Below are 17,478 nucleotides of genomic sequence, written 5' to 3' on the forward strand. Positions count from 1 at the left end.
TTATTGGCACGATTCGCAGTCGCCGTCCAGATTGCAGGTCTTGGCTTCCGGCTGCTGCTCTGGAAGTTGATCCAGATCGTTGCTTTCGGCCGCCTTGTCGCGATCGACCTTGATGTTGGCCGAAGCACTCTGGTTCTTCATCCAGCGTGGCTGAATACCGAACTTGTTGACGTCGACCGTCGACTTTTCGACCTGGGTCGCACTGAGCGTCCGCAGGTAGTAAGTCGTCTTCAAGCCTTTGTTCCAAGCCAGGAAGTACATCTCGTGCAGCTTCTTGCCGCTTGGTTCGGACATGTACAAGTTGAGCGATTGCCCCATGTCCAGCCACTTCTGACGTCGAGCAGCACATTCGATCAGCCACTGTGGAGCGACTTCGAAGGCGGTCAGATACTTCTGCTTGATGTCGTCCGGAATGCGATCGATTTCCAGCAAACCGCCGTCGTAGTACTTCAGCGATTCGATCATGTCCGAATCCCACAAGCCCAGATCCTTCAGATCCTGCACCATGCGGCGATTGATCTGCGGGAACTCGCCTGACAGGTTGCTCTTCACGAACAGGTTCTTGTAGGTCGGTTCGATCGACTGAGCGACACCGATGATCGTGGAAATCGTCGCGGTCGGAGCGATGGCCATCACGTTGCTGTTACGCATACCGTTCTTGGCGATCGAGTCGCGAACGACTTGCCAATCGAGCTTCGAGCCGCGATCGATGTCGATCGGTAGGCCGCGTTCCTGTTCGAGAACTTCCATGGAATCGATCGGCAGGATGCCGCGATCCCACTTCGAGCCCTTGTAGGTCTCGTAGGTGCCGCGTTCTTCGGCCAGGCTGCTGGAAGCGAGCAGAGCGTAGTAGGAAATGGCTTCCATGCTCTCGTCGGCGAACTCGACGGCTTCTTCGCTGGCGTAACCAACACCCAAAGCGTACAGGGCATCTTGGAAGCCCATCAGGCCCATACCAACCGGACGATGCTTGCGATTCGAGTTACCAGCTTCGGCCGTTGGGTAGTAGTTGATGTCGATCACATTGTCGAGCATACGAACCGCGGTGGTGACCGTTTCTCGCAGCTTTTCGTGGTCGAGCTTGCCATCTTTAACGTGGGCCACCATGTTGATGCTACCCAGGTTACAAACGGCCGTTTCTTCCTTTGAGGTGTTCAGCAGAATCTCAGTGCAGAGGTTGCTGCTGTGAACCACGCCGACGTGATCTTGAGGCGAACGAACGTTCGATGGGTCCTTCCAGGTGATCCAAGGATGGCCGGTCTCGAACAAGCGAGTCAGCATCTTACGCCACAGTTCCAAAGCATTGATGCGACGGAACATACGCATCTTGCCTTCGTCGGCCAGTTGTTCGTAGTGCTCGTATCGCTCTTGGAACTTCTTGCCGTACAGATCGTGCAGATCTGGCACTTCGTCCGGACTGAACAGCGTCCATTGACCGTTTTCACGGACTCGCTTCATGAACAAGTCAGGAATCCAGTTGGCCGTGTGCATGTCGTGCGTACGGCGACGATCGTCACCGGTGTTCTTACGCAGGTCGAGGAATTCCTCGATGTCCAAGTGCCACGATTCGAGGTACGAACAAACGGCACCCTTACGCTTACCACCTTGGTTGACGGCGATCGCGGTATCGTTGACGACTTTGAGGAACGGAATCACGCCCTGACTTTGGCCGTTGGTTCCCTTGATGTGTGCGTTGGTCGCACGAATGTTCGACCAGTCGTTACCCAAACCGCCGGCCCACTTGCTGAGCATGGCGTTGTCGCCGACCACCTTGAAGATGTGCTCTAGGTCGTCCATCACGGTGCTCAAGTAGCACGAGCTGAGTTGCGGATGCAGCGTGCCGGCGTTGAACAGCGTTGGCGTCGCCGAAGTGAATCGGAAGGTCGACAGGATGTTGTAGAACTCGATTGCCCGAGCTTCCTTGTCGTCTTCGTTCCAGGCCAAGCCCATAGCAACACGCATCCAGAAGTACTGGGGCGTTTCAATGCGGCGACCTTCGACGTGCAAGAGATAACGATCGTAAATCGTTTGCAGACCGAGGTAAGGGAAGGCGGCGTCACGTTCCGGACGCAGGGCAGCAGCGATCTTCGTCAGGTCGAACTCACGCAGCTTTTCCGACAGACGCTTGGCTTCGATACCAACGTTGATGTAATCCTCGAACTGACGCTGGCAAACTTCGGCCAGGTCTTCGTTGGGATGAATGTGACCCAGTGCTTCGTTGTAGATCACCATCAACATCAAGCGAGCAGCGACGGTGTCGTAGTCGGGGTCACGTTCGATGCGGCTACGCGAAGCCAGGATCATGGCTCGGTAGATTTCCTGTGGCGTGATGCCGTCGTACAGCGTGCGATAGGTTTCTTCGACGAGTTCTTCCGCCGAGCAGTTTTGCTCCAGCCCGCGAACGGCCGAGTAGATCCGACGACGCATGCGAGTCGCATCGAATGGCTGCTTCTCACCGTTTTCCATCTTCACGTGAATGCGTGGAGCTTGCAGCGGGCCGTCCGATTCGGCCGCACGCAGAGCACGCAGCTTGGCATGCTGTTCACGATAAAGGATGTAGCGACGGGCAACTGAGAAGTGCCCATGACGCATCAACTGGATTTCGACGGCGTCCTGAATCGTTTCCACGTCCACGCCGTCGCGGCTGAACGGTCGATTCTCGATCTGGTTGACCACGTTCGTCGTGATCTCCGAGATCTGTTGCTGCAGAGCGGATTCGATGGGCTGGCCATCCGCGATCCCAATTTCTGCACGGAAGGCTCGTTCGATCGCTTGCTCGACGCGGGCCGATTCGAAGGAAGTAATTCGGCCATCCCGTTTGCGGACGTCCAAAGATACCTGGGTCGTCACTGTCGTCATGACATCGTCTCCTACAGGTTGCTGATTACCAGCCGGTTTCATGCCGGCCGGGTTCTTCTTTGATTCCATTGCCGTTGCCTTAATTCAGCCTTGAAAACAAACCTTGTATGAACCTCACACCTGTGGGTGACAACGTTCGAAAATTGACAGCATCAAGCGCAAGCAAGCCGTGTAGGTTTTGCTTGGTCGTCCATGACACAACGTTCAGACGAGAACTTGAGACTCCTAATCTTCCTCCCCTGAAAACAGGGGAATTGCCACCCGCTCAGCTTGGCTGCCTAATGCCGCGCTACCTCGTGGGCACCACTACAAGATATTGTATCGTTGGCTTACCAAGGCACAATATCCTGGGCCGCTAAAAATGAATTATCGCCAGATGTTGGGGGCGAATTGAATCATTCTCAACGACGGGAGCCCAATATATCGTGGTAGCAGATCGCGTCAACCACATTATCTTCACATGTCCTAAATCATTGCTAGCCAACAAGTAAGGCCAACATCCGACATATCTTTCCACACACAAGTCGCTAGCAAACCAGTGCTATCTACGACTAGGTGATGAAGCCGCAAGGGCGGATTCTCTCACTCCAAGTGCCTGAAAACACGACACTTAGACATCCCAGCCCCATGCTGACACTAGATCTTGTGCCAGCAGCGACGGAGCCAGCGATCCAATCCAAAAATTTTTGGACTTTATCAACCTCTTACTTGGCCTTCATCCCATCTGCACAAGATAGCGAGGCTAGTGACACCTTTGGTCACGCGCGATTTCGAGCTTAAACAGAACTTCGATCGCCGTTATCATAAGGTGATAGCACCCTCCCTCCTGATCCTTCCTTTTGCTCTCCCACCTGATCTATGCTTCGTGACCTTGTTAATGCGCGGATCGGTTTGTACCTGACGGTTGTCAGTCTGGTCGCTGCTTTGCCCACAACATCTTGGGGCTTAGAGCCCGAGGCACCTGACCACTTCGAGAAGAAGATTCGTCCAGCGCTCGAGAAATACTGCGCTGCATGCCACGATCCCGAAGATCCCGACAATCACATTAAGTTCTTGCAAGCGACCACGACTGCCGAGATTCAGCATTTGCGCGGTATTTGGGGAAGCACGGCCGCACAGCTTCGTAATCGCACGATGCCTCCGCCGGACGAAGATCAACCGAGCGAGAAGGAACGCCTGGAACTGGCCCAGTGGATTGACGACCATCTGCGAGCCACGGCATGCGAGCTGGGTCCCTACGCCGGCAACGTCACCACACGCCGGTTGAATCGTCTGGAATACGAGAACACCATTCGCGATCTCGTCGGCCCAGAGCTGGGCTATCACGAAACGTTCCCGACTGATGGCGGCGGGGGTGAAGGTTTCAACAACAACGGAGAAACGCTCTTCCTGCCCCCGATGCTCATGGAACGTTATGTCGAAGCGGCCCAGGAGATCCTCGACGCCGCGATTGTGACGCCAGCTTTGCGGGAAGAGTTCTCGGGTGATCAACTCATACCGACAGGCGAGCCAGCAGCCGGTGGTGCTCGCTTGCTCAAGCCAGGGCACGACCTGACCGCCGGTACGATCATCTATGTCAGTGGCGACTACGAGTTGACGATCGACACGCGCAATTCGACTAAGAAAGACCTACGCCTGGTCTTGAAGCTTGATGGCCTTCCGGCCGATCGATTCAAGCTGAGCTCGAAATACGAAGAGCAATCGTTTAGCACCACCGTTCGTCTGAATCGCGGCTTTCATGCGTTTGCTGTTCACAACCCCAAAGAGCAACCCAACGTAGAGCTGCTTCGTTTGAAAGTAAAAGAACTCGGCATCAAACGTCCCAGCGAGGCTCAAAAGTTTCACGATCGACTCTTCCAGGCCGACGACGGCAAGTATGCCAAGGACCGAGACGCGGCGACCAAACTGATTCACAGCTTTGCGACCAAGGCCTTTCGTCGTCCTGTAAGCGATGGCGAGTTGAAACCATTCTTTGCTCTGTACGACCGAGGCGTGAGTCGCCAAGATCCTTACGAGGAATGCGTCAAGCTGGCCCTCAAAGGCATCCTGGTTTCACCTCACTTCCTCTTCCGGATTGAAGACACACCGAAGTCATCAGAACTCGAACGCATCGACGAATACGAACTAGCTACGCGGCTGTCGTACTTCCTGTGGTCCAGCATGCCGGATGAGCGCCTGTTCGACTTGGCCAAGCAGGGGAAGCTTCACCAGACGCCTGTTCTCAAGGCAGAGGTTCAGCGGATGCTGCAAGACACGAAGGCTGACATCTTCTTCGATTCATTCACCGGGCAATGGCTGGGCACGAAAGAAGTCGGCGGAAGTGTTTCGCCGATCAATGGTGATTTTCGCGACATCTACTCGAGCGAATTGGCGGCTGACTTTCGTGCGGAAGCCATTCAACTGACAACGTACATCGCGCGGGAAAACCGATCGATCCTCGATTTCCTCGACGCCGACTACAGCTTCCTCAACGATCGTCTGGCCAAGCACTATGGGCTTCCCCAGGTCAAAGGTCGCGAGCTACGAAAAGTCGAAGTCCCCCGTGGCCAGCGAGGCGGTCTATTAGGCCTGGGTGGCGTGCACATGGTGACCTCATACCCACAGCGTTCCAGCCCCGTGCTACGTGGTGCATGGGTTTTGGAAACGCTCTTAGGCACACCAGTCCCCAGCCCGCCAGCGGACGTTCCGGCACTTCCCAAGAAGGCAAATTCCAAAGACCCCAAAACCTTCCGCGAAAAGCTGGAAAAGCACCGCGACAACCCGTCATGTGCCGCGTGTCATGACTTGATCGATCCGATCGGTTTTGGTCTGGACAACTACGATCTGCTGGGCCGCTGGCGAGACAAGACCGAGAATGGCAAGCCGGTCGATGCCACCGGCATTCTTCCCTCAGGCGAGAAGTTTGCCGGCCCGGCCGAACTGAAGAAGATTCTGCTGGAAAGAAAGCAGGAATTTGCTCGTCATTTCAGCCGAAAAGTCTTAGGTTATGCCTTAGGACGAAGCCTGGAAGATCCGGACAGCTGCACCATTGAAACGCTGGTCACGTCGCTCGAAGAAAACGACTACCGGTTCCAAACACTGATCGAAGAAATCGTGATCAGCACACCGTTTGGTTATCGTCAGCTTGCCACGACGCCTACCCACGACTCCCACTAAAATTCCTCGCACCGTACTGCTCAACGAAGGAGACATTGATGCCTCAGCCCATTTCACGACGGACGCTGCTCAAGGGTACCGGCGCGGCGTTGGCACTTCCCTGGCTCGAATCGATGAGCCATCGCAGCTTCGGTTCAGAGACACTTAGCGAGCCACCGAAACGCGTTGCGTTTCTCTTTGTTCCTAACGGTGTTCGCAGCGATCAATGGAACCCGGCCAAGACCAACGACGGCAGCTTCGAGCTGACGCCCATGCTGCAGCCGCTGAAGGATGTCAAAGAAGAGATCACGCTGCTGGAGAACTTGTGGCACAAGAACACAGTCGGTCGCAACGGGCACTGGCCCAAGGTACCGGCATGGCTCTCAGGCGGCTTCGTCGAGCGAACTTCTGGACGCGATATCAACACCGGTGGGATCTCTGTCGACCAGGTGCTTGCCAGCAAGATCGGCGATCGCACACCGCTGCCTTCGCTTGAGCTTGGCGTCGATGCGGCCTACACAGGCGTCGACAACGTCGGTGGCGGCTTCACCCGCATTTATGGTTCGCACATTGCCTGGCGAGATCCTCACACGCCGGTCCCGAAAGAAATCGTTCCACGACTTGCGTTCGATCGTTTGTTCCGTACCACCACAGCCGGCCCGGTTGTCTCTGGATTCAATCCGAACCAAAAGGCGGTTGCCGATTCGCTGGCACGCGACGACGCCAGTGTGCTGGACCTGGTGATGGAAGACGCCAAGTCGCTACGCGGCAAGGTCGGGGAAGGGGACCGCGCGAAGCTGGACGAATACCTTGAGTCGGTCCGCAGCGTCGAGAAGCGGATCGAGAGTTCGCTCAAGCCGCAGAAGCGTTGGATCAACGAGGGGCGCTTCGATCTGCCGCGACCTGGCCCAGGCATCCCGGAGAGTCACGAGGAACACGTTCGCTTGATGCTCGACATCATGGTCTTGGCTTTCTGGACCGACACGACGCGCATCTCGACGTTCATGCTCGGCAACGCGCAGACCGGCCGTAACTTCAGCTTCATTGACGGGGTGCGTGGTTCGTTCCACGGCCTGTCGCACCATCGCAACGAGCAGAAGGAACGCGAGCAGTACGAAAAGATCGTCCTCTGGCACCTCTCGCAATATGCCTACCTCATCGACAAGATGCGCAGCCTCGACGAAGGGGGCCGCTCCTTGCTGGACAACAGCCTGGTAATGTACGGCTCGAGCATCAAAGATGGAAATAGCCACCAGGAAAAGGACCTTCCGCTGATTCTGGCAGGCAAGGGGGGCGGCAACTTCCAAACCAATCGCCGCATCACCGCCCCGAAAGAGACGCCGCTGTGCAATATGTACGTTTCGCTGCTGCGGCACATGGGCGTAGAAGCGGAAAGCTTTGGCGATAGTACCGGTCATTTGGAAGGCTGGAGCTAGCACCGCATTCCTGCTTGATTCGCTTGCGGCAAGTTTATTGCTCTCGCGAGAACGATTCACAGGCAATCTTCCAACAGTCGATTTCAGATGAAGGGCCACTATCTTGGGGGCCCTTCAACCCAAATTCGGCTAGTGCAGGAATGATACTCATGACTCGCTTGTGGATTCTCTGGACCTTCGTGGCAATCGTTGCGGTTGCTCCTAGTGTCACCCATGCGCAGTTTCCCATGGAAAGCATCGCCGAAGACGCCTTCGAAGAATTCGAGTTCGAAGGCGAGGAAGAAGACGAGATCGAGACCGATCGCGATTCATTCACGCCTTCGACTTCGGTCGTGGGAACGGGTTACCTTGTCTTTGAATCGGCTTACTCGATTGTCGACAACCGCGGCGTGCCAGAGACCCACAGCTACCCAGAAATCCTCGGTCGCTACGGCATCACCGAGAACATCGAGCTTCGATTAGGTTGGAACTACGAAGTGGGTGGAGCCGGCAACCCAATTTCCGGTAACGTCCCCGATCAATTCGAAGAAGGTGGCGAACTCGAACGAGAAAGTAAGATGCTTTATGGTGCCAAGTTCCTACTGACTGAACAGTGCGGCTGGACGCCTGAGGGTTCGCTGATTGTCCAAGGCTACACGCCCACGAGCGGTGAAGCGAACGATAGCAACATGTCGGTGGCCTACGTCGGGGGCTGGAAACTGGCCAACAACTGGGTCTGGGACTCGGCGCTTCGCTACAGTACCAGCAGCGAAGAAGAAGATCACTTCAACGTCTGGGCCCCATCGACCGTCATCAAGGTCCCATTCTGTGAGCGTTGGAAAGGGCACGTCGAATACTTCGGCATCTTCACCGAAGGACGCGAAGAGGAAAGCACCCAGCACTTCATCAGCCCTGGCGTGCACTACTTGATCACCCCTGACTTTGAAGTCGGCGTCCGCGTCGGCTGGGGTCTGAACGACCAGTCCCCCAACTTCTTCAGCAACGTGGGTGTGGGCCTGCGATATTAGTCGAGCAGCAGTTCTAGTTCCGACTCTTCGAGTTGGTCGAAGAGGTCATCGACGGCACAGGTGTATTGCTCTTGGTCGTGGCTTGTTATGGTTGCAGGATCACTCAAGTGATCGCGTTGCCAATACCAATCTGAGTCCCAGTTCCCGACTGCAGAGCCTCGCGTGATACCTTGTGCCGGTTTCTCTTGGATCTCTTCTTCGATGTCCGACTGACTGAGGCCCCGTAGAAAGCGGGCGGGGGCTAAGACTCGCGCGTCTTATCCTTGAAAGGCGAAACGGCGTCTTGGAGACTCGGTCTGGTCGGTCCTCTTGGTATCGGATAACCAGAGTTCGGCGGTCCGTTGGGAGGCCCACTATGCGGCTTATCAAAACGAGCAACATTGCTAGGCTTAGGTATCCCCCAAGCATCACATAAGAATGACGCAACTAGCACTGCGGTCTCTTTGGGATGTGCCAAAAAGATATCGTGTCCCCCGCGCATCTTCTTGACGGTCAACCATTCTCTTCCATCATCCCGTTTCTTGCGGAGAAGGTATCGCCATCTGGTCAAGCAATACTCCCAACTGGCAAAGATATGGTCCGTATCACTTGTGACCAACATATTCCTCTGTTGGTTGTGCCGGAAAAGGAAGAAACCAAGGAAACGAAACGTCAATTGCAGGAACGCGTAAAAAGGAGAATGCGTCAAGTAATTGCGGCACTCTTTGACGACGTCTTCCGTTGCCTCGCCATCCAAGAACAACTTCTTCACGTCCGCTTCTCGATCTGCCAAAGAAAGCACGCTTTTCTTCGATATAGCTTGAAAGAGATCCAGCGGCCTACTCACCAGAAAACGCAGGAAGATCGGCCATGAACCGAGTACTGGGATGGGCGTCATGAACACCGTGGGAGATCGCAACTCTTCATTCTCCCGTCGCGCCTGCATCTTCTCACCGATGGCAGCCCCCATCGAATGATAGACAAAGCCACCAATGCTCTTTCCTTGCTCCTCTTCGATTTGCCGACAGGCGGCAGCCATTCCCGTGGCGTAACAGCCAAGTCCGATTCGTTCGCGGTAGGGTGCGTATTGCGACTGCTGATCAATCATCGCAACATGAAAGCCCTCAGCATTCAACGCCTTGATGAAGTCCAGAAAATGCTCTCGCGTGTGGAGAATCCCATGGTGCACGACAACAATCTTGTCGCTTACCGATGGGTCCATGGATGGATGAAATGAATAGGTGACGCTTAAGCGAGTGCCTGCGTCGACCGGAATTGGGGAGGGCGGCGTGCTGGACGGGTCTTCTGACATGGCATGGCCCCAGGCGAGCTTATCGAAGAATCAAAACCTGACCTCCATGCAACATACACCCCTCGAAAGTAGCATGCCAGAAAAACTCGCCTGAGGGGCACAAAAACAGCCGGAGAGCATGAAGGGACTTGGCCCCACCACAAGAGAAGGTGGACCAAACCTGAACAGCTGACGCCTCGGATACCAGGCTTTTCTTGCAAGCCGATTCCGCTTCCAAGACCTGTATGTCCATAAAAAAACACCTCGTGAGATTCACGAGGTGTTTGAGTGGGCGATATTGGATTCGAACCAACGACCCCTGCCGTGTGAAGACAGTGCTCTAACCAACTGAGCTAATCGCCCGAGACTTTTACCCGACGTAGTCCACTGTAATAGGTCGGACGTACGGGCCGAAAGGTTCGCCTGATTCAGGTAAGTTCCGATTTCTCCGGCGTCGACGATTGAGGCGGTGGCTCGAATTTGGGAGCACTGGCCTCTTCAAAGTCGTCATAGTCATCGAACTGAGCAGGCGAACTCTTGGAACTATACCCGGCATTCCCGGAATCCTCAACCTCCCTTGTCGCGCTATGAAACTCAGACTGGATGTCGGAGAGGCCCCGCTTGAAGTCGCCGTAATACTTCCCAAAGGTTTTGGCCACGCCAGGCAGGTTCTTACCGAACAGCAGGATTGCGATCACACCGATGATCGCCATCTCCTGCATGCCCATCCCGCCAAAGAAACCGAGAAGCGCCGACGATGTTCCTATTTCATGCAACATTGCAAGAATGTTTCACTCCATCGGGCAGCGGCTCGAGAATCAGCGCTGCCACGTAATCTGCTTGAAAACGAACGTTTACGACTTACGGCATGTTGCGCTTGGGCGCTTCGCCGTTTTCCTGGTCGGCGGAGTCATCCGTCGTGTCGTTCATTCCTCGTTTGAACTCGTTCACGCTCTGGCCCATGCTACGCATCAAACCAGGCAGCTTCGTCGATCCAAACAGCAGCAAAAAGATCGCCAGGATAATGATCATTTCCTGGACCCCGGGCATACCAAAGCCAACCAACGCTAAATCATTCATACCGATCATGCTATATCCTCACACTCAAATTTAGAGCATTGAAAATACACGCAAACAAGTCGGCGAAAGCGAGTCAGCACCCAGGTGGGTCTAACCAGAACCAAACTCGTGCGGTTCCCAAGATAAAAAACGGAAACGTGTTAGACTGAATTCCGACTCTCTATTCTATGCAGACCGGCCCCGATGTCAAAGGGTCTCAATTTGTCACAACTCGCCTAGTACCGGGGAATTGCTACCGATGGTGACGGTTTTTCGGCGACTCGGGGCATTTCCGCCTCAAAATCGCGGTAGATCGGCAGGTAGCGGAAGTAAACTTCCAGCGACAAGGTGGCCATCGCGGTGGAATAGACACGGCCACCATAGCCGCCCCAGCGACATTTTGGATCCCAACTTCCGGAGAACTCGCCGGCCTTGATCTGCGAGTCGAGTAGCTTCGGCTGAAGCTTGCCGGCCCAGCGTTTCCATGACTCATCCTGCATCTGGTACATGGCCAGCGTCCCGTAATACCAGTAATAGAGGTCGATATCATCGCGATTCGGTTCGTTCAACATGACGAACTCGGTCGCTTCCTCGATCTGCTTCCGCGAATTCTCGATCCCCAAAAAGAAACGGCACGTCAACGCTTCCGCCGTCATCGTAGGGCTCGCCTTTTCGCCGGGTCGGTAGGCAGCCAGCCCCTTGGCAGGGCCGGCGGACGATTCATCCAGAAACCGCGTCATCAGGTCGCGCGTCGTCTTATCAATCTCAATGCCAGACAGGGCCGCGCTATGCAACGCCAGGACCTGCCAGCCGAACTGGCTCATATCACCGCGATCGCCAGGATGATACCGCCAACCACCCATGCGCGGATGCTGAGCGGTGATCGTGTAGGCCAGGCCTCGATCCAGGAAAGGCCGAATGCGTTCGTCTTTGGTCATTGCGTACGCCTCGCTGATCGCCAGTAAAGCCATCGCGTGACAATACATCTTGGCGTAGGTGCCGGCCTGACCACCGAGGCAACCATCGCGATGCTGGTGGTTCACCAGGTACTCCAATCCCTTCTGCACGGTGACCCTATGCTTACCTTCCAGGTGCGTGTGCCCTTTGCCAAGGAACGCCAGCGTCGCTAACCCGGTGATACCCATGTCCGCATTGTTACCGGCACCTTGGCGATCATGTCCAGCGACTTTGGTTTCCTGCCCGGCACCATGCGCGACGGCATTCCAGCTTCCGTCGTCTTCCTGGTTGGCGGCCAGCCAATCGAGTGCCGAATTCACCGCTGGCTCAATGTCCTTTGAGCCTCCCATCATTTCGATCCACGCTCCGGAGTCCTCGACCACGCGAGCCTGCATGATCAACGGCAGAGGCTGGGCATCCATTCGGGTGCGCGTCGCGCGAGGCAAAGGTAAGTTGCGAGCCGCCATTCGGCTAGCCCACAACTCCTGCATTTGATTTCCCTTCAAGGAAGCTAAGGTCGCATCCAATGCCGTCGAACTGTGCGGCACGCGTTGGCTGCGGGCCATTGCCTCTAGTTGATTCGTCGAAGCGAGAAGTTGGTCTCGCTCGCCAGGCAGTGCGTCGGCCGAATCGGAATTGGCCGCCGTGTCGCGAAGCATCTGCACGTCGTTTGATGGATCGCTTACCATCTGGGTTGGCAGCGGGGCACTGCGAATCTGCGGCATGGTGCGATCCATGCGATCTAGCTGAGGCATCGGCATCGGTGATGCCTGCTTTTCTACCTGGGCCGTTGCGGCGGCCGGGGCAGGGGACGCCATCTCTTTGGCCGAGACGGGACTGGGTGTCATTTCCAACACAGGCTGGGGCCCAGTCGCTGGCATCGTATTTTCGACGACTTGCTCCGGCGGCAACTGCGGCTGAGGAATATCCCAGGGACGCTGCTGCGGGCTTGGCATCGGTGGCTGCGGCATCGGCGGAACCGGCATGTCTGGCGCCGGCATCTCCATCCGCTCGAGCGGCGTCATCAAGCCTTCGACCGGGGCAGGGGACATGGCCAGTTGGTCCCACGGTTTGACTTCTTTATTGGATTCCGACTGATCCTCTTGCTGGAAGTCGATCTGGCTCAGACGAATGTTTACAGGAGCCGAATTGCCGACCCCTGCCGGGGCAAACAGTTGGGTTACCTGAGCGTAGGTCATCAGCAGCAAGTGAGCAAAGATCGACAGCACGACACACTTCGACACGGGCCGTGCCTGTCCCCATCGCGTTTGCATGAGGATCAACAGCGACAGGGTGATGAAGGCCAGACCGCCCCAGAGAACGCCCCAAACAATTTGCGAGGTCGATTGACTCAGCTCCGCGAAGATCGCGAACGAAGCGGCAGGCATGGGCTACCTCCGCTCGTTGGATAGGCGGACCGAAATGGCCATCTCGGCGATTCCTGCCTGACGGACAGTCGTGAGCACCGTTGCGACTTGTTGAAACGGAACATCGCTGTCACCACGCACGAGGACCCCCAGGTCCTGGTATTCGGCCTGGGAGGCGGTCAGATGGGCTTTGAGATCTTCGAGGTTGACCTCTTGCGTTCCGAGCATCACTCGGCCGTCGCGGAAGATGTTGATCACTTTCTTCTCAGGGGCAGCCGTGAGTGCTCCCATGTCACTTACCTGCGGCACATCCAGGTCGACCGAGCGTTCCATTTCCGTAAACTTCGAGCCGACCATAAAGAAGATGATCAACAGAAACAGGATGTCGATCATCGGCGTCAGGTTGAGTGCCGGAGCTTCTTCGTTGTGCGTTTTTAGCGGCATGACCGTCTCCCTGATGGGTGTGACTAGGCCGCTTTCGCGGTGGAACGGGACGCACGGCGCGATGTCGACTTCCTCTTATCCTTCCAACCATCCGAGGCAATCGCGTTGACGACTTCCTGGCTGTGCAAATCGATCTCCATGATCAAGCGATCGACTCGGCCCGAAAAGAATAAGTAGGCGATCAACGCCGGCAAAGCAACCGACATCCCCGCTGCCGTTGTCAGGAGAGCCTGGCTGATACCACTGGCTAGAACTTCTCGTTGGCCGGCAGCTTCTCCGTTGGCGGCAATCGCGTTGAATGCACTGATCATGCCGAGCACGGTTCCCAGCAGTCCAAGCAAGGGGCTGATCGTGCTGATCCCATTAAACAATCGCAGGTACTGACGAAGCCGCGACGTGACGCGTTCTCCCGCGTCGAGAATCGCTTGCTCGACTTCCACACAGCTGCGTCCCCACTTCTTCACGGCAGCCGCAAAGACTTCCGCGACGGGGCTTTGATTTTCTTCGCATAGCGCGAGAGCCTGGTCCTGATCGATGCGACCATCTTTGACCTGCTCGATGAAACGCTTCACAAACGGCCGTGGAATAACACGTCCACGTCGGAGGCTGATCGCTCGTTCGAAGACGAAGACCAGCAAGATGAACGAGCAAAGCGCGATCGGATACATCAGTAGCCCACCATCATGAAAGACCTGCAATAGGTTTTTCGTGGGGATGGGGTTTTCTTCACTGAGCGAAGGAAGGCCAGGCGGGAGAGGAGCCGGCTCAGCAGCTCCCTGGGCCAGTAAACTCGAGGCCAAACAGCCCCAAACGATTGTTAGCAGCGCACCGTAGGCCAAAGATCGGCGAATGTGTGAGGTGAGCATCCATTCTACCCCATGACTGATCATTTACTTGGTCCTTGTCCCTTCCCGTTGAGCTTGCAGGGTGCGTTGTCGCACGACACTCAATCGTGTTTCCGCCTCTGGGGCAAAAGGCGAGTTCTCAAACTCAGTACGTACTTCCGTGTAGTACTGCGTGGCCTTCTCCCAGTTCTCTTGAATTTCGTGGCACTTACCGATCTGTAGCAGAGCGGCCGCTTTCCACTTCGGGAAGGCTTCGTAATTAGTCGCAACCTGAGCATAGGCTCGCACGGCCGCGTCGTAGTTCTTCTGATGGAAGAAGGTCTCGCCGATCATCCACTGAGCCATCGCCGCCGTTTCGCCTTGGCTGGCTGTCGGCGATTGAATCACTTTGGTGTATGCGGCACGAGCCTTCTGGAATTCTCCCTGACGAGCAAGACATCGGCCCATCAGGTAATCCAGTTCATGAACCTGAGCGAAGTTCGGATATCGGTTTTCGATCTCCAAGGCCTTCTGATAGGCGGCTTCCCAATTGTCTTGATGCGCGAAGATCTGAGCGAGCCTCATTTCGGCAACTGGCAAGCTTTCCAACTCGCGGCCCATGTTGTCGGTCAGCATCTGCTCGAACTTGGCCTTGGCGTCGTCGAACTTCTCGCTGCGGAAGCGAGCTTCGCCGCCCCAGAACATGGCCATGCTGTGCAGTGGCTCATCGGCGACCTGCTCAGCAACCGCATCCATGTGCGGGATCGCAGCTTGCCAGTTACCAGCTTGGACTTCGACCTGGCCAAGCATGTAGCGGCCAAACACGACGACCTTGCTCATGCCTTTTTTATCAAGCAACTTCTGTAGGTACTCGCGGGCTTTCGCAAGGTTACCGGCATTTAGTGCGGCTTCCGCAATGCGGTAGGTCGAGTCTTCCCACAGATCGCTGTCCTGGAATCGTTGGTGAATCTGCTCGAATGCTTCCAAAGCCTCTTTCTGCTTGTTTTGGTCCATACGAACCCAAGCCAGGCGGTACCAGATGTCTTCCGCTGGCAGCACGTCAGGCTTGCTTTCGATTAGCTCGACCAGAATGGCTTCCGCCTCGGCGTCTCGCTGCAGTTGATCGAAAAGCGAAGCACATCGCAGCTTGGCATGAGCGGCCAAGGGATCTTCAGGATGATGTTTGGCCAACTGTTGATAACGCCCGATGGCTAGTTCGACGTCCGTTTCTTCCATCTGCTGGGCCTGCTGGTACATCGCACCAACGGCGAGGGCACTGTTAGGGTTCTTCTCGAGAAGCTGGTCAAGCGTCTTGGTGGCGGCCACAGCGTCGGAGGTTGCCAGTTGACACCAGGCCAAGCCGGCCAGGCCTTGCTCGACGAATTTTTCAGGATTGTCCTGGGCGGCCAACTCTTCGTAAAGCGACTTCGCCCAGGCGATCTCACCACTGCGGTAGGCTGCCCCTGCGATTTGCGTGACTTCGCTCAAGTAAGTGGCCTTGGCGATCTGTCGTCGATCGACCTGGCTCCAAGCCTCTTTCGCGACCTTTACTTGATCGCAGTGGAGCAGGGCAGTGGTGCGGCGGAGCTGGACCAGGTTGCGATGTTCGGTTGCTGTCAAATCTTTGAGCGAGCGATCCAAGGCATCGACCGTGTTAATCCAATCTTCGTTTTGGCTATGGATCAATCCCAACAGCATGAGCGACATGCCGCGATATGGACCTGCAGCCATCGAATCGGAAGCCTCGAGCAACTGTTTTGCTTCGTCTTTTCGCGACAAGGCAAACAGCGAGACGGCCATCAGGTAGTTGCGGCGATCAGCCTGAGCGACCTTCGCTTCGACCTGCGGGAATTCCAACTGGAGAACCTCCAGGGCTTTCGCGTGGGCATCATGGGCTTGCAACTGCGTCGCGACATTCATCTGAGCGCGAATGGTCAATGAATTCGGCTGCGAGCGTTGTGCCAACTGAATCCAGGCAGCTTGAGCGGCCGCAAGGTCATCTGCTTCGAGATGGATGGTGATCAGCTGATACAGGGCTTCGTCGGTCCAAGAGGAATCGGGCCAGGCTTCAATCTGCTCAGTGAACAGTGCGATGGCATCCTCGGCGTTCCCCTGTGCCAGCGAGATCTTGGCCATCAGGTAGTGGATCTCGTCCTGGAACTCAGGCAGCGACTCGTTCGCTTTGAGTTGTTGCAGACGTTCGATCGCATTCGGCCAGTCGCGCACCTGAAAGTAAGTCTTGGCGATCCAGAAACTGGTTTGATCGACGAGCGTGGGCTGCTGCTTGGCGGCCAGTTCAAAACGATCGACGGCTCGGCGGTAGTTACCGGCCTTGAATTCGGCGATGCCTGCTTCCAGGGCGATCGTTCCAGCAGCGTACTTGCCGGGGTGTTCTTTCAAATCGATCAGCAACTGTTCGTAAGCCAGTCCGGCTTCTTTCCATTCACTCGTTTGACCGTAGCAGCGAGCCAGTCCCAGCCGAGCTTCGACGGTCATGTTGGGCGAGGTCGCTTCCTTGACCGATTTACCGTACATCAAGATCGCTTCGTCCCAACGTTTTTCCTTGCTCGCGATCTCGGCGAGGTAAGGATATGCGTGTGGAATCAGCTTGCTGGTCTTGTGTTTGTTTTGGAAGATTTGAAAGGCGTTCTTTGCCGCTTCGTTCTGCCCGGAGAGAAAGTAGCACTCGGCGACGCGGAATTCAGCATGCTCGACGAAGCTATGCTGCGGCAGCTTGCTCAGAAAGAGCGTGTAAGCACGCAGTGCCTCGTCGCAACGCGACAACTGAACAAGCGACTCGCCGCGGTAGAAGTGAATCACACCTACCTGGGAGTGATCGGGGTGCTTGGCCAGGAATTGATCGAACGCATCGATCGCTTGCTGCCAATCGCCCCGCGCGTAGTGAAACGAGGCAATGCGATATTGGTCAGCAGCTTGGTCCGCTCGGACCATAGCACTCCCGGTCGCGACCAGGGCGAATACAACAAACAGCCAAAGCTTTTGAAAAGAGGGTCTCATTCCTTGAACCCGTGCAGCAGTCTCGATCCTTGAGAACTGGGAGCGTGTCGCGGAGAATCATATCCGCAAGCATCGCTTCACGTGAAGAGCGGTCCCAACCAG

11 protein-coding genes and 1 tRNA gene are annotated in these 17,478 nt (G+C 55.9%); 3 read left to right on the plus strand and 9 right to left on the minus strand.

The features are described from left to right. Nucleotides 1-2,928, minus strand: a complete 2,928-nt coding sequence (locus PSR63_RS28045) for a ribonucleoside-diphosphate reductase subunit alpha (protein WP_274329612.1) — start codon at nt 2,926-2,928, stop codon at nt 1-3. A 789-nt stretch (nt 2,929-3,717) separates the two neighbouring features. Between PSR63_RS28045 and PSR63_RS28050 the strand changes: the two genes are divergently transcribed. From PSR63_RS28050 to PSR63_RS28060, 3 genes are all read left to right on the plus strand, one after another. Next, nucleotides 3,718-6,015: a DUF1592 domain-containing protein gene (locus PSR63_RS28050; protein ID WP_274329614.1), complete on the plus strand. Its 2,298-nt coding sequence runs from the start codon at nt 3,718-3,720 to the stop codon at nt 6,013-6,015. 38 nt (nt 6,016-6,053) lie between these two features. Beyond that, nucleotides 6,054-7,430 (plus strand): DUF1552 domain-containing protein, encoded by a 1,377-nt coding sequence (locus PSR63_RS28055; RefSeq protein WP_274329616.1) that lies wholly within the window; start codon nt 6,054-6,056, stop codon nt 7,428-7,430. A gap of 149 nt (nt 7,431-7,579) precedes the next feature. Beyond that, nucleotides 7,580-8,437: a transporter gene (locus PSR63_RS28060; RefSeq protein ID WP_274329618.1), complete on the plus strand. Its 858-nt coding sequence runs from the start codon at nt 7,580-7,582 to the stop codon at nt 8,435-8,437. Between the two features lie 241 nt (nt 8,438-8,678). Here the strand turns inward: PSR63_RS28060 and PSR63_RS28065 are convergent, their stop codons facing one another. The 8 genes from PSR63_RS28065 to PSR63_RS28100 all read right to left on the minus strand — a co-directional run bounded on the left by PSR63_RS28065 (nt 8,679) and on the right by PSR63_RS28100 (nt 17,376). Next, a complete protein-coding gene (locus PSR63_RS28065; RefSeq protein ID WP_274329620.1) occupies nt 8,679-9,728 on the minus strand; it encodes an alpha/beta fold hydrolase in 1,050 nt (349 codons plus the stop codon). Between the two features lie 268 nt (nt 9,729-9,996). Further along, nucleotides 9,997-10,070 (minus strand) — tRNA-Val (locus PSR63_RS28070). A gap of 65 nt (nt 10,071-10,135) precedes the next feature. Next, nucleotides 10,136-10,486 carry a Sec-independent protein translocase subunit TatA/TatB gene (locus PSR63_RS28075; RefSeq protein WP_274329622.1) on the minus strand — a complete coding sequence of 117 codons (351 nt, stop codon included), beginning with the start codon at nt 10,484-10,486 and terminating at the stop codon, nt 10,136-10,138. Nucleotides 10,487-10,568: 82 nt separating this feature from the next. After that, nucleotides 10,569-10,796, minus strand: coding sequence for a Sec-independent protein translocase subunit TatA/TatB (locus PSR63_RS28080; RefSeq protein WP_274329624.1), 228 nt, complete (start codon nt 10,794-10,796; stop codon nt 10,569-10,571). Nucleotides 10,797-11,002: 206 nt separating this feature from the next. Then, nucleotides 11,003-13,111 (minus strand): prenyltransferase/squalene oxidase repeat-containing protein, encoded by a 2,109-nt coding sequence (locus tag PSR63_RS28085; protein WP_274329626.1) that lies wholly within the window; start codon nt 13,109-13,111, stop codon nt 11,003-11,005. Nucleotides 13,112-13,114: 3 nt separating this feature from the next. Continuing rightward, complete coding sequence (locus tag PSR63_RS28090) at nt 13,115-13,534, minus strand: ExbD/TolR family protein (RefSeq protein WP_274329628.1); 420 nt, start codon at nt 13,532-13,534, stop codon at nt 13,115-13,117. A 23-nt stretch (nt 13,535-13,557) separates the two neighbouring features. Next, nucleotides 13,558-14,424, minus strand: coding sequence for a MotA/TolQ/ExbB proton channel family protein (locus PSR63_RS28095; RefSeq protein ID WP_274329630.1), 867 nt, complete (start codon nt 14,422-14,424; stop codon nt 13,558-13,560). After that, complete coding sequence (locus tag PSR63_RS28100) at nt 14,425-17,376, minus strand: tetratricopeptide repeat protein (protein ID WP_274329632.1); 2,952 nt, start codon at nt 17,374-17,376, stop codon at nt 14,425-14,427. Between the last annotated feature and the right edge of the window lie 102 nt (nt 17,377-17,478).

The sequence above is a fragment of the Bremerella sp. P1 genome (assembly GCF_028748185.1).
Classification (GTDB): Bacteria; Planctomycetota; Planctomycetia; order Pirellulales; family Pirellulaceae; genus Bremerella.

Coding starts and splice junctions, on each gene's coding strand:
- PSR63_RS28100 (WP_274329632.1), bottom strand. CDS start 17,376: ATGAGACCCTCTTTTCAAAAGCTTTGGCTGTTTGTTGTATTCGCCCTG.
- PSR63_RS28065 (WP_274329620.1), bottom strand. CDS start 9,728: ATGTCAGAAGACCCGTCCAGCACGCCGCCCTCCCCAATTCCGGTCGAC.
- PSR63_RS28095 (WP_274329630.1), bottom strand. CDS start 14,424: ATGATCAGTCATGGGGTAGAATGGATGCTCACCTCACACATTCGCCGA.
- PSR63_RS28060 (WP_274329618.1), top strand. CDS start 7,580: ATGACTCGCTTGTGGATTCTCTGGACCTTCGTGGCAATCGTTGCGGTT.
- PSR63_RS28045 (WP_274329612.1), bottom strand. CDS start 2,928: ATGGAATCAAAGAAGAACCCGGCCGGCATGAAACCGGCTGGTAATCAG.
- PSR63_RS28075 (WP_274329622.1), bottom strand. CDS start 10,486: ATGTTGCATGAAATAGGAACATCGTCGGCGCTTCTCGGTTTCTTTGGC.
- PSR63_RS28080 (WP_274329624.1), bottom strand. CDS start 10,796: ATGATCGGTATGAATGATTTAGCGTTGGTTGGCTTTGGTATGCCCGGG.
- PSR63_RS28090 (WP_274329628.1), bottom strand. CDS start 13,534: ATGCCGCTAAAAACGCACAACGAAGAAGCTCCGGCACTCAACCTGACG.
- PSR63_RS28085 (WP_274329626.1), bottom strand. CDS start 13,111: ATGCCTGCCGCTTCGTTCGCGATCTTCGCGGAGCTGAGTCAATCGACC.
- PSR63_RS28055 (WP_274329616.1), top strand. CDS start 6,054: ATGCCTCAGCCCATTTCACGACGGACGCTGCTCAAGGGTACCGGCGCG.
- PSR63_RS28050 (WP_274329614.1), top strand. CDS start 3,718: ATGCTTCGTGACCTTGTTAATGCGCGGATCGGTTTGTACCTGACGGTT.